Origin of the sequence: Tahibacter sp. (assembly GCF_035481375.1) — a bacterium.
Classification (GTDB): Bacteria; Pseudomonadota; Gammaproteobacteria; order Xanthomonadales; family Rhodanobacteraceae; genus Tahibacter.
The window spans coordinates 1-13,580 of the sequence record NZ_DATIGT010000251.1 but is presented as its reverse complement, the minus strand read 5'-3'; the positions used below and the strand labels follow the sequence as shown (position 1 = coordinate 13,580).

General features: G+C 71.3%; 10 protein-coding genes. All 10 read left to right on the top strand.

Features of this window, described 5'->3' with window-relative positions; genetic code table 11:
• On the top strand, positions 1-4,449 hold a 4,449-nt coding region (locus VLF18_RS16530; RefSeq protein ID WP_325280730.1), incomplete at its 5' end, for an amino acid adenylation domain-containing protein.
• On the top strand, positions 4,446-5,771 hold the full coding sequence (locus VLF18_RS16525; protein ID WP_325280729.1) for an MFS transporter: 1,326 nt from the start codon (positions 4,446-4,448) through the stop codon (positions 5,769-5,771). The genes VLF18_RS16530 and VLF18_RS16525, both read left to right, overlap by 4 nt.
• A gap of 43 nt (positions 5,772-5,814) precedes the next feature.
• Positions 5,815-6,927, top strand: coding sequence for a hypothetical protein (locus VLF18_RS16520; RefSeq protein ID WP_325280728.1), 1,113 nt, complete (start codon positions 5,815-5,817; stop codon positions 6,925-6,927).
• Positions 6,928-6,941: 14 nt separating this feature from the next.
• Complete coding sequence (locus tag VLF18_RS16515; RefSeq protein ID WP_325280727.1) at positions 6,942-7,625, top strand: HalD/BesD family halogenase; 684 nt, start codon at positions 6,942-6,944, stop codon at positions 7,623-7,625.
• A gap of 131 nt (positions 7,626-7,756) precedes the next feature.
• Entirely contained in the window at positions 7,757-8,902 is a 1,146-nt protein-coding gene (locus VLF18_RS16510; RefSeq protein WP_325280726.1) for a hypothetical protein, read from the top strand.
• A 156-nt stretch (positions 8,903-9,058) separates the two neighbouring features.
• Positions 9,059-9,691 (top strand): ParA family protein, encoded by a 633-nt coding sequence (locus VLF18_RS16505; protein ID WP_325280725.1) that lies wholly within the window; start codon positions 9,059-9,061, stop codon positions 9,689-9,691.
• 58 nt (positions 9,692-9,749) lie between these two features.
• A complete protein-coding gene (locus tag VLF18_RS16500) occupies positions 9,750-11,456 on the top strand; it encodes a serine hydrolase domain-containing protein (RefSeq protein ID WP_325280724.1) in 1,707 nt (568 codons plus the stop codon).
• 67 nt (positions 11,457-11,523) lie between these two features.
• Positions 11,524-11,994: a SixA phosphatase family protein gene (locus tag VLF18_RS16495; RefSeq protein WP_325280723.1), complete on the top strand. Its 471-nt coding sequence runs from the start codon at positions 11,524-11,526 to the stop codon at positions 11,992-11,994.
• 28 nt (positions 11,995-12,022) lie between these two features.
• On the top strand, positions 12,023-12,637 hold the full coding sequence (locus VLF18_RS16490; RefSeq protein WP_325280722.1) for a YceI family protein: 615 nt from the start codon (positions 12,023-12,025) through the stop codon (positions 12,635-12,637).
• A 14-nt stretch (positions 12,638-12,651) separates the two neighbouring features.
• Positions 12,652-13,580: phospholipase D-like domain-containing protein (locus VLF18_RS16485; RefSeq protein WP_325280721.1), on the top strand; the 929-nt coding region annotated here is incomplete at its 3' end.

Below are 13,580 nucleotides of genomic sequence, written 5' to 3'. Positions count from 1 at the left end.
CCGCGGCCGGCGCAGCAGCGCTTCGTCGGCGCGAGCGTTGCGCTCGATGTCGACGCGGCATTGTCGCAGCGCGTCCGCTCGCTTTGCCGCGCCGACGGCGTCACGCCGTTCATGCTGCTGATGGCGGTCTGGCATGCATTGCTCGCCCGGTTGAGCGGCAGCGACGACATCGCCGTCGGATTCCCGACCGCGAATCGTCCGCGCACGGAACTCGAAGGCGTGATCGGCCTGTTCGCCGACACGCGCGTGCTGCGCACGCGGCCGCAGCCGGCGACGCCGTTCCGCCGTCATCTGCACGACGTGCGCGATCGGCTGCTCGCGATCGACGCGCACGCGGCGCTGCCGTTCGAGGCCATCGTCGACTGCGTGCAGCCGCAGCGCAGTCTCGCTCACGCGCCGCTGTTCCAGGTCATGTTCACCCTGCAGAACTTCGACGCGCTGCAGGTCGAACTGCCGGGGCTGGCCGTGCAGCCGCTGCCGCATCCGCCGCAGGCCGCACGCTTCGATCTCACGCTCGTGCTGCGCGACGCCGAGGCATTCCGCGGCGAGCTCGAGTACGCGACGGATCTGTTCGATGCCGCCACGGCGCAGCGCATCGCCGGCCATTTCCGCGAGCTGCTCGCCGCCGCCGTCGACGCGCCCGACACGCCGCTGCTGCGACTGCCGCTGACGGCCGCGACGCCGCCGCGTCCGAGCGCCGCGCACGGCGACACGACGATCGTCGCGCGGTTCGAGCAGCACGTGTCGGCGGCTCCGCATGCGACGGCGGTCGTCGCGGGCGACGCGACGCTCGACTACGCGACCCTCGACGCCGCGGCGAACCGGCTCGCGCAGCGGCTGCGCCGCGACGGCTGCGGCCCGGAACACCGCATCGGCCTGCTGCTGCCGCGCGACGGCGCCGCGGTGGCCGCGCTGCTCGGCGTGCTCAAGTGCGGTGCGGCCTATGTGCCGCTCGATGCCGCGGCGCCGGCCGAGCGGCTGCGGCACGCGATCGGCGATGCGCAGCTGCGCCTCGTGCTGACGACGACGGCGTTCGCCGCGTCCGTGCCGTCCGATGTGCGGAGCCTGTGTCTCGACGAACTCGACCTGTCCGGCGAGCCGGCGACGCGTCCGGCCGGCAAGATCCATCCCGCGCAGCTCGCCTACGCGATCTTCACCTCGGGAACGACGGGCCGGCCCAAGCCCGTGCTGCTGCCGCACGGCGGCCTCGCGAATCTCGCGCACGCACAGGCGCGCCTGCACGGCGTCGGTCCCGGTGCGCGCGTGCTGCAGCTCGTCTCCGGCGCGTTCGACGTCGCGAGCGGCGACACCGTGCTCGCGCTCGCGAGCGGCGCGACCCTCGTCGTCGCACCCGACGCTGCGCGCCGCGATCCGGCCGTGCTGCATGCGCTGCTGCGCGACGCGCGCATTTCGCACCTGCAGATTCCGGTCGCGCTGCTCGCACACCTCCACGCCGACGGTCTGCCGGACCTGCGCGTCGTGATCGCCGGCGGCGAGGAAATGCCGGCGGCCGTTCGCACGCGCTGGGCCGGTCGTACACAACTCCACAATGCCTACGGGCCGACCGAGACCACGGTCATGGCCAGCGGCGGCGAGCAGGGCGGGGACGGCGCGATCGACATCGGCCTGCCGCTGGCCGGCGTGCGCATCCATGTGCTCGACGCGGCACTGCAGCCGCAGCCCTGTGGCGTCTACGGCGAGATCTTCATCGCCGGCGCCGGCGTCGCGCGCGGGTATCTCGGGCATGCGGCGCCGACCGCCGCGCGTTTCCTGCCGGAAACCGGCCCCGGCGCCGAACCCGGCGCGCGCATGTACCGCAGCGGCGACATCGGCCGCTGGCGCAGCGACGGCCGGCTCGAAATCCGCGGCCGCGCCGACCAGCAGATCAAGCTGCGCGGCTACCGCATCGAGCCCGGCGAGATCGAAGCGGTGCTGCGCGCGCAGCCCGGCATTTCCGATGTCGCGGTCGTCGCGCGCGACGACGCACCGGGCCGGCGCCGGCTCGTCGCCTATCTCGTGCCCGCCGCGGGCGCGCAGCCCGACGTGCGTGCGATCGCGGATGTCGCGCGCGCACGGCTCATGGACTACCTCGTGCCGTCGGCCTGGGTCGTGCTCGCCGCCTTGCCGCTGACCGCGAACGGCAAGCTCGATCGCGCGGCGCTGCCGCCGCCGGACGACGATCCGCCGTGCGAGGGGACAGAACTGTCAGGCGCCGCCGCGGCGCTCGCCGCGGTCTGGTGCCGCCTGCTCGGTCGCGCCGCGGTCGGAGCCGACGACAACTTCTTCGCACTCGGCGGTGATTCGCTGCTGAGCATCCAGGTCGTCGCCGGCGCCGCGCGCGCCGGCTGGCGCGTCAGCGCGAAGCAGATCGTCGAAGCGCAGACGCTCGCTCGCATCGCCGCGCTCGCCGTGCCCTGCGACGGCATCGACGCGGAACAGGGCGCGGTGACCGGCGACGTGCCGGCGACGCCGATCCAGCACTGGTTCTTCGACCGCGTGACGACGCGGCCCGAACACTGGAACCAGAGCGTGCTGCTGCAGCCGCGCGACACGGTGACTCTCGACGCCGCGGCCGCCGCCGTGACGCAGCTGCAGCGGCATCACGACATGCTGCGCCTGCGCGTCATGCGCGCGGCGGACGGACCGCGCCTGACGATCGCCGGCGATGACGGCGTGTCACCGCTGCGGCGCGAAATCCTGGACGCCGACGACTTCGCCGGCGCGCTGACCGCGCATGCGCAGGCCGTGCACGGCGCGTTTCGTTTCGACGGCAGTCCGCTGTTCGCGGCGATCTGGTACGAAAGCGCCGACGGCACGCAGCGGCGGCTCTGGCTGCTCGCGCATCACCTGCTCGTCGACGCGGTGTCGTGGCGCATCCTGCTCGACGACCTGCAGTCGCTGGCAGCCCTGCCCTCGGCCGATGTGTCGCTGCCGCCGAAGACCGCGTCGTACCGGCGCCACGCACAGGCGCTGCGCGGCGCCGCGGCGATCGACGCCGCCGCCGCGGAAATCGCGTACTGGCCGGCGCAGCGGCCGCCGTCCGCAACGCCGCTGCCGGTCGACGCGAACGGCAGCCGCCGCGAAGACACGACCGACACGATCACGCTGACCTTGCCGGCCGCGCAGACCGCTGCGCTGCTGCAGCGCGCCGACGGCGGCGTGAACGCGCTGCTGCTGACGGCGCTCGCGCTCGCGTGGCGCGCCTGGACCGGCGAGGCCGCCGTGCCGCTCGCGCTCGAAGGCCATGGCCGCGACGCACCGCAGACCGGTCTCGACGTATCGCGCACGGTCGGCTGGTTCACGGTGAATCATCCGTTGCGGCTGACGCTCGCGCCCGATTGCAGCGCGGCGCAGGCGCTGGCCGATGTGCGGCGGCAGCTCGCAGCCGTTCCCGGACGCGGCGCGGGCTACGGTCTGCTGTGCCAGGCCGGCCGCCTCGACGCCGCTGGCGAGCCGCCGGTCAGCTTCAACTATCTCGGCCAGTTCGATCAGGCCGTGGCCGCGCAGGGGCCGTTCGCCGTCGCGCGCGAAGCGACCGGGCATCCGCGCGCCGCGCAACAGCAGCGGCTGCATGAGATCGATCTCGTCGGCCTCGTCACGGGCGGCCGCTTCAGTCTCGCCGTGCGTTACGGCCGCGAGCGCCTGTCGCGTGTTTCCGTGCAGAGGTTCGCCGATGCCTACCGCGACGGGCTCGACGCGCTGCTGGCGCTCGACCTGCAGTCCGAGCCCGTCGCCGACGTCAGCGCCGGCGCGGCGGAACTCTCGCTCGTCGCGCTCCAGCCGCACGGCCGCCGCGCGCCGCTGTTCTGCGTGCACCCGGCGGGCGGATCGGTAGCCTGCTATCGCGCGCTGGCCGAGGCGCTCGGCGAAGACCAGCCGCTGTACGGCCTGCAGGCGCCGGCGCTCGCGGGATCCGATCGGCGGCTCACGAGCTTCGAGACGATGGCCGCGTTCTACATCGCGGCGCTGCGCCGGCTGCAGCCGCGCGGGCCCTATCGCCTGCTCGGCTGGTCGCAGGGCGGCACGATCGCGTTCGAGATCGCGCGCCAGCTCGTGCAGGCCGGCGAACCGGTCGCGCTGCTCGGCCTCGTCGATTCGGGCTGGAGCAAGTCCATGCTCCGTGCCGATACCGCGGACGACGAAGCGCTGCCCGCCGGCATCGACGTGGCGACGTTCGCTCGATTGCGCACGATGCAGGGCGATATCGCGACGGCGACGCGCGCGTACGAACCGCAGCGCTATCCCGGCGAAGCCGTGTTGTTCCGGGCCGACGACGCGGCGCTGTTCGGTCATCTGGGTCCCGGCCTCGGCTGGGATCCGGCACTTGCCGACTGGCGCGTGCAGACGATTCCCGGCAGCCACTACACCTGCCTGCAGCCGCCTCATGTGCACGCGCTGGCCGCGCAACTCGCCGCGCTGCTCGACGCATCGGCCAGCGGCGCCGCATGAACGCGCCGGCCGCAGCGGCATTGTCGCGATCGCGCTGGCGCGAACCCGCCGCGCGCGCGTTCCTGCTCGTCTGGGCCGGTCAGACCGTCTCGGCGTTCGGTTCGGCCATGACGACGTTCGCGCTGTCGGTCTGGGTGTTCGGCGAGACGCGCTCGCTGCTCGCGTTCGGCAGCGTGGTGTTCGTCAACGCGATCGCGGCCGCGCTCGCCGCGCCGTGGCTCGGCATGCTCTGCGACCGCGTCGCGCGGCATCGGCTGATGCTGGCCGCCGACGCGGCGTCCGCGCTGCTGACCATGATGCTGCTCGCGATCGTGCTCGGCTCGACGCTCGCGCTCTGGCAGATCGTGCTGCTGGTCGCCGCGAACGCGGTGCTGACGACGGCGCATCAGATCGCCTATCGCGCGCTGGTACCGTCCTTGATTGCGCCACGCGATCTCGTGCGCGCGAACGCACTCATCGAGACCGGCTTCGCCGCGAGCACGCTGCTCGCGCCGCTGGCCGGCGGACTGCTGCTCGCCGTGACCGGCCTCGCCGGCATTCTCGCGATCGATCTCGCGACGTTCGCGGTCGCCGTCGCCTGCCTTGCGGCGGCGCGCATCCGCGAGCCGGCTGCAGCGTCGCGCGACGAACGTCCGCTGTCGCATCGGCAGGAAATCCGCGCGGGATGGACGCGCCTGCGCGGCGACCGTGCGCTGCGCGGCCTGTTGATCGCGGCGCTCGCCGCGGGCTTCGCGATGGCCGCGCTGCAGGTGCTGCTGACGCCGCTCGTGCTGCTGCGCCACGACGCGGCCACGCTCGGCCTGCTGCTGTCGGCCGGCGGTCTCGGCATGGCTGCGGGCGGCGCGCTGCTGCTGGTCCGGCATCGCCGTCCCGGCACGACGCTCGTCGTCGCCGCACAGGCCGGCATGGGCCTGTCGCTGCTCGCGCTCGGCATCGCGTCCTCTGCAGCCGCGACCGGCGCGCTGCTGTTCGCGCTGTATGCGTTCAGCCAGTGCGGCGCAGTCGCGGTGCGCAGCCTCTGGCAGAGCGAGATCGAGCCGGCGCTGCGCGGCCGTGCGTTTGCCGCGATCGGCGCGCTGTCAGCGCTGCTGCTGCCGCCGGCCTGCCTCGGCGCGCCATGGCTCGCCGAGCACGTGCTGCAGCCCTGGCTGCAGCAGGCGCCGGCCGCCATCGCGGCGATCGTCGGCCGCGGACCGGGTGCCGGCGCCGCCGTGCTGATCGCGGTACTCGGCCTCGGATTGCTGGTGTCGGCCGCGGCGCTGTGGCGCAGCGCGGGCCGCCGCGAACTCGACCGCCGCCTCGCGGCGCGCGCCAAGGACTGACCCGGCGCGCCGCGCCGGCCCACTTCGACAAGGACCGACCACAATGGGAAAACTCGAAACTCTGGAATACCCGCGCGACGCCGCGTTCGATGCGGCCGCGGTCGTCAATTCCCACAACGAATGGGACCCGCTCGAAGAAACCATCGTCGGCCGCATCGACGACGCGGTCGTGCCGGAATGGCACGTCACGCTGGAATCGACGATGCCCGAAAGCGCCTGGGCGTTCTTCCGCCGCCACGGCGGCGAACGCTTTCCGCAGGACATGCTCGACCGCGCGCGCGAGGAACTCGACGGCTTTGTCGCGCTGCTCGAACGGGCCGGCGTCACCGTGCGGCGGCCGGACGCGGCCGATCAGGCCGTGCCGTTCGCGACACCGCATTTCCGCGCGCGCGGCAGCCTGTATTCGGCAATGCCGCGCGATGCGTTCCTCGTCGTCGGCGACGAGATCATCGAAGCGCCGATGGCCTGGCGCAGCCGCTATTTCGAAGCGCATCCGTTCCGGCCGCTGCTGAAAGACTATTTCCGCCGAGGCGCGCGCTGGACCGCCGCGCCGAAGCCGGAGCTCTGCGACGCGGCCTACAACGCGGAGTTCCGTCACCCGACGTCGATGGACGACATGGTCTACGCCGTCAGCGAATTCGAGCCGCTGTTCGACGCGGCGGATTTCGCGCGCTGCGGCCGCGACATCTTCGCGCAGCGCAGCAACGTGACGAACGCGCTGGGCATTGCGTGGCTGCAGCGCCATCTCGGCGAGGGCTATCGCGTGCACACGCTCGCCGTCAACGACACGCATCCGATGCACATCGACGCGACGTTCACGCCGCTCGCGCCGGGCAAGGTACTGATCAATCCCGAGCGCATCGACGCACTGCCGGCGATGTTCGACGGCTGGGAAAAACTCATCGCGCCGAAACCCGCGCTCGAACTCGGCGGATTCTCGATGTGCAGCGACTGGATCGTCGCGAACACCTTCATGCTCGACGAGAAGCGCGTGTTCGTCGAGGCGAGCGAGGAAGGCCTGCTGCGCGCATTCGAGCGCTGGGGTTTCGAGCCGATCCCGCACTCGCTGATCAACTTCAATCGTTTCGGCGGCGGCTTCCACTGCTGCACGCTCGACGTGCGCCGCCGCGGCGGCCTCGAATCGTATTTCGACTGAATCCAGGTGACGCCATGTTCCGCAACGATCTCTACCATCCTTCCGCCGCGCAGACGCCGGCGCTCGCCGCGCACTACCACAGGCTGCATCACGTCGCGTTTCCGGGCTTCGTCGAAAGCGGCTTCTTCGCGCAGCTGCGCGAGGACGTCGACCGGTTGCTGCAGCGCTCGATGCGCCGCGACTTCCTGATGGCCTGCATGGACAACTCGCCGCGCCGCATGAACGTCGTCAACGGCAACACGATCGAGCAGCTGTCGCAGTGGGTCCCGGCGATCTACACCGCGCCGGAACTGCTCGATTTCCTCAGCGAGATCGTCGGCGAGCGCGTGCTGCCGCTGACCGACGACATCGACCGCTACGTCATCAACCAGCTGCGCCAGAGCTCCGACACGTTCGGCGCGCACTACGACGACTACCCGCTGTCGTTCGTGATCATCATGGAATCGCCGGGCGCCGAAGGCGGCGGCTATGCCGAGATGGTGCCGAACGCGACCTCGCTCGCGCAGCTCGAGGAGAATCCGATCCGCCTGCCGCTGCGTGCCGGCGACGCGTACCTGCTGAAGGCCGACACCACGGCCCATCGCGTCGCGCCGCTGACCGTCGACGCGAGCCGCGTCGCGATCAATCTCGCCTACACCACGCCGGGCTACGTGCCGCGCATGACCGAGTCGGCGGCGATGCTCTATGCGGAGGCCTAGGCGAATCGGGAATCGGGATCGCACGCGAAAGCGAGCGCCGATGATCATCCGCGGCGCCAAATGACGGTGGGCATCGCAGCCGACGCCGGAACTGCCGTCGTCGCGATTCCCGAACGCCATTGGAGATCGTCATGCTGCTTGCCATCCGCCACCTGAGTCTTGCCATCGCCCTGGCCGTCGTCGCGGCCGGCACGGGTCGCGCCGACACCACGGCGCCCGCCGCCGCCGAGTTCGACGCCGAGTCGCTGCTGGCGTCGCTGCCGCCCGACGTGCGCCAGCAGCTCGACGATGCGAGGACGCGCGCGACGAAGCTGTTCACGAGCCTGCGCGAAAGCGCCGCGCCGCGCGACTGGGCGATCGCGTCGCAGTTCGTCTACCTCGATGCGCCCGGTGGCGCGGTGTCGAGCGCCGAGCGCGCGGCGCTGCTGCGCAACGCGGCGGCAGCCGATCCGGAGGACGCGCTCGTGCAGTGGATGGCCGCGACGGCAATGCCGGGCGGCGAAGGCGGCTGCAGCGCGCCGGCGCTGCTGCCGGCGAACTACGACGCCTTGATGCGGCTGGAGTCCGACAATGGCTTGGCCTGGCTGCCGGCGCTGCATCAGTCCTGGCAGAACAAGGACGCGCTCGCGGTCGATTCGACGCTCGCGCGCATGGCCGCCGCCAGCCGCTTCGACGATTACCGCGCCGACTACCTGCGCGCGCTCGTCGACGTGGCCAAGCGGCATCCGGAATCGGTCTGGTCACCGCCGGGTACGGCCTCCGGCTGGTCGGCCGATGAGCTGCAATTCCAGGCAGCCTTCATCCAGGCGCAGATGCTGCAGCCGCCGATCTACACGCTGTTTTCGGTCTGCGACCGTGCAGAGCAGCCCGATGTGGACCTGCGCCGCTTCTCGATCTGCGCCGATGTCGGCCGCGGTATGGTCAAGCATGCGCGCAGCGCGCAGCTGCGTCAGTTCGGGCTGACCGTGATCAATGACAGCGGCCACTATGGCCCCGAAGACCGCGATGCCGAGCGCGAGCTGGCCTGGCTCCAGGCAGCGCCGGAATCGACCGGCGAGGCCGGCATGCGCGCCGCGTTCACCGCGTTGCGCATGGAGTATCTGCGCAGCGGCGACGAAATCGCCGCGCTGCGCAAGGCGGCGATCGCTGCCGGCCAGCCCGCGATCCCGCCGCCGGCCTGGCAGCCGAGCACGCGGATCGAGGACGAGGACGAAGCGGACGCCGAGGACTTCGGCCGCATGACCGAGGCCGCGCCGCCGGACCCCGACGCCATCTGAGCCCCGGGCTTCCGCCGGGTTCCTCGAACCCGGGGAAGCAGGGCCGGAAGCCGCGCGTTCAGCCGTTCCCCGCCGCGGGATTTACGCCTCCCCATTCCCCATTCCCGCCCCCGCCGTGTACGCTCGGCCGCGTTTGCTTCGCGCGAGGACGCTTCGATGCTGAAAGTCCTGATAGCCAGTTGCAAAGGCGGCTGCGGCAAGACCACGCTCGCGACGCATCTCGCCGCGCACTACGCGGTCGAGGGCAGGAACACGGTGCTCGTCGACTGCGACCGGCTCGCGTCGAGCCGGCACTGGTGCGAACGCCGCGCCGGCCTCGCGAGCGCCGTGCTGCCGATCGACGGTACGAAGCGCAACTGGCGCGAGCGCATTCCCGACGGCGCCGACCGCGTGATCATCGACACGCCGGCCGGCGCGAGCGCCGCGGACGTCGACGAATTCCTCGACTACGCCGACGCCGTGCTGATTCCGGTACTGCCCTCGCCGTTCGATCTCGAAGCCTGCCGGCCGTTCGTCGATGCCGTCGCCGCTCTGCCGCGGATCAAGCGCGGCAAGGTCGCCGCCGGCATCGTCGCGAATCGCCTGCGGCCATGGACGCATGCGAGCCAGCTCGCGCTCGAGGACATGCAGCAGTTCGCCCTGCCGGTCATCGCGCAACTGCGCGACACGCAGGGCTATGTCGTCGCGACCGGTCTCGGCAAGAGCCTGTTCGACTATCACGCGGAAACCGTGCGTTCGCATCAGGACGACTGGAAGCCGCTGTTCAAGTGGCTCAAGAAGAACAACTGATCCGGCGCTACGCCGGCGTCTTCGCGAAATCGTTACCTGCGCTCGGCACACTGCATGGATGCCGACCTTGCTGCGTTGCCTGTTGCTGAGCCTGATCACCTCCGTCGCCGTCGCGGCGGAACCGCTGACCGAACTACAGGCGCGCCTGCGTCCGGAATTCGCCGGCCGCGCCGGCACGCGCACCGTGCCGGGGCTCGGCATCGCGCTTGTCGTCGACGGCCGCGTGCGCTGGGTCGAAAGCTTCGGCCATGCCGATCGCGAAACCCGGCGGCCGCTGACCAACGACACGCGGCATGCGCTCGGCGATCTCGGCAAGCCCTTCGTCGCCGCGCTGGCCGTGCGGCTCGCCGCGCAGGATCGCATCGCGCTCGACGCGCCGGCGCGGCGCTACCTGCCGCAGCTGAGCATCGCCGGCGGCGACACCGATGCGGCGACGCTGGTGCGGCTGCTGACGCATCACGCCGGTCTGCCGCCGAACTATCTCGCGAACATGTACCTCGACGACGACGCGGCGCCGGCCGCGGAATCGCCGCCGCCGGGCGCGCTGTATTTCGCGCAGCAGCCCGGCGAGGTCTACGCCTACTCCAACATCGGCATCGAACTCGCGGCGAACGCGCTTGCCGCCGCGGGCGGCGCGGACTACGCCACATTGCTGCGCAGCCAGGTGCTGGAGCCGCTCGGCCTGACCGCGACCGGCCTGGAAACGACCGACGCCGACGCGCGCGGCCACCGCAAGGGCCGGCCGCTCGTCCCGCCGCGCGCGCGCGAAGCGGCCTCTCTGGGGCTGCGTGGCAGCCTGATCGACCTCGCGCGCTTCGCCGAAGTGCTGACCGCGACCGAACCCGCGATGGACCTGAGCGCGCTGTTCCGGCCTTACAACACCGAATCCGTGCTCGATCTCGACTACCGCAACGGACTCGCGTTCTCGCTGTTTGCCGACCAGCGTGCGGAAGTCGGCACCGTCGCGCGGCTGAGTTCGCTCTATCCGGGATCGCGCGCGCGCATCGATATAGCCTTGCGGCACCGCGCTGCCGTGATCGTGATCGCCAACGGCGCCGATGCGGGCGACGCGGTCGACGAGATCGTCGACGACCTGCTCGACGGTTGGCTGCAGGCCGCGCACGGCATTGCGCCGCGCGTGCGCAAGGCGCCGCCGCCGGCCGTCGCGGAGTGGCCGGCCGCGGCAAAGCCCGATCAGGCCGCGCGCTACTACTCGACCGCGGCGGGTCTCGCCGAGCTGAAGCCCGACGGCGATGACTTCGACGCGCGCGTGCTCGGCCTGCGCTTTTCCGCGGAGCGGCGCGACGACGGCTGGTATCGCCTGCATCTGCGTCTGCTCGGCCTGCCGCTCGATCTCGGCCCGCTGCGCCGCGTGCTCGTGGCGCCGGCCGTCGTGGCCGAACGGCGCGTGCTCATCGTCTGGGTCGCAAAGCGCCGCTTCCTCGTCGGCAGCGCCTGGGATCCGCCGCGCCTGGCGCCTGCGTTCGAGGCGCTGGCCGGGCAGTACCGCCTGCTCAATCCCGACCGCATCACCAACGAACTCGGCATTGCGCGGCTGCGCGTGGATCTCGACGACGGCGTGCTCAGCGCGAGCTATCCGCTCGACATTCCGCTGCTGCGCACGCGCGTGCCGCTGGAACCCGACGGTTCCGACAGCCTGCGCGTACCCGGGCTCGGATCCATCGTCGGCGAACGCCTGCGCGTCGAACGCAACGAAGGACGCCTCCGGCTGCACTATTCGGGCTATGTGTTCGAACACGAATGACGGTCGCCAAACCGGTCGAGGCTTGGTGCACCATTAGCTCCCTACACGAACGGCGAGGAAGCCAGCCATGCAAGAACTCATCCTGCTGCGACACGCCCACGCCGGCAACGCCGGTCCCGAGCAGAGCGACAGCGACCGGACGCTGAGCCTGACGGGCGAGGCGGAGGCGGAAGCGGCGGCGGCATGGCTCAAGGCGAGCGGTGCGCGGCCGCAGCGCGTGCTCTGCTCGCCGTCGGCGCGGACGCGGCAGACGCTCGAACGCGTCCTCGCCCGCATCGAATATTCCGACACGCGCTACGAGCCGGCGATCTACGAAGCCACCGCCGGCGATCTCATGGGCCTGCTCGACCAGCACCGCGACGCGGGACAGGTGCTGCTCGTCGGCCACAACCCCGGCATCGAAACGCTGGTTGCGCTGCTCGCGACCGGCCAGTCCGGGGAATTCCGCGGCATGCCGCCGGCCGGCATCGCCTGGCTCGAAGTCGGCACCGACATCGAGCCGGGCAGTGGCAGCCTCAAGGCATTCTGGTCGCCCTGAGCCGGCCCGGCCCGGAGCCGCGGCGGCCATGTCGTCTCGCGTCGTTCCCGATGCGCGATCCCCGAAGCGGCGCGTTCGCCTGGGCCGGGGCATCGGACTGCTGCTCGCCGCGCTGCTCGTACCGGCCGCGGCGCGCAGCGATGCGATCGCGCTCGACCCGGTGCGATCGAACGCGGAGTTCCAGGTCCGCGTCATGTGGATGTTCGACGTGACCGGCCGCTTCGGCGCCGTCACCGGCAACGTCGATATCGATCACGCCGCGCGCACCGCGCGCGTGCATGCGCGCATCGACGTGCGCGGCGTGTCGATGCGCCGCGCGAGCTACGAGGACTGGGTCAAGTCCGATGAATTCTTCGACGCCGAACAGCATCCGTTCGTGGAGTTCGTCTCCGAGCCGTTTCCGCTCGCGACGCTCGACATCGGTGGCGACATCATCGGCCACCTGACGCTGCGCGGCCTGACGAAGCCCATGAATCTGCGGCTGCGCCCGTCGCAATGCCCCGGCGAAGCGGCGCTGCGCTGCGCCGTCGTCGCCGACGGCACGCTGCAGCGCAGCGACTTCGGCATGCGCTCGCGGCGCGCGACGCTCGCCGACCGCGTGCGCCTGCATTTCAGCGTGCGCGCCGCATCGGCCACGCAATGAGGGAACGAGGTTTCATGCCCAGGGAATGGCGGATCGTCGCAATCGTCGCGCTCGCACTGATCGCCGGCGGCTGCTCGCTGTCGCGCGAGCGCGTGCGCCGCGCCGACGCGGTCATCGAACAACTGCGCGATCACGAACTCAGCTGCACGCAGGCCGATCACTGCGCGGCGCGGTCGCCGTACCACGAACTCTACGAGGAAAGCCTCCGGGCCGCCGGTCCGCAGCATTTCGTGACGCTGCTCGACCACGGCGCCGACTCGCTCGCGCTGCGCCTGCACCTCGTGCGCAGCGCGCGCAAGAGTATCGAAGTACAGACCTTTATTTTTTCCGCCGACGATTCGGGCTATCTTTTCCTCGACGAGCTGATCAAGGCGGCGCGCCGCGGCGTGCGCGTTCGCGTGATCGCCGACCAGCTGTTCTCGCTCGGCGACTACACCCTGCTCGCGCGGCTTGCGCGCGCGCATTCCAATTTCGAGCTGCGCCTGTACAACCCGGCGTTCGACGACGCGGCGACCCAGCCGCTCGAATTCGCCGCGAACATTCTCTGCTGCTTCTTCCAGTTCAATCAGCGCATGCACAACAAGCTGCTGCTGATCGACGGCGAGACCGGACTGGCGGGCGGACGCAACTACGAGGACCGCTATTTCGACTGGGATCCGGAATTCGACTACCGCGACCGCGACGTCGCCGTGACCGGCGTCGTCGCCGGCCGGCAGATGCAGGCCTCGTTCGAGCAGTTCTGGACCCACAAGCGCACGCGCACGATGGCGCAGCTCAAGGACGTGAACCGCCGTCTGCTGCAGATATCGCGCGACCCGGCGCCGCCCTGGGACACGCCGCCGTGGCAGCGGCCCGACCGCGTCGCCGCGATCTCGCGCCAGGCCGACGACTGGAACTGGATCGTCGGCCGCTTCGTCGTGCATGGCTTTCGCGTCGCCAAGGT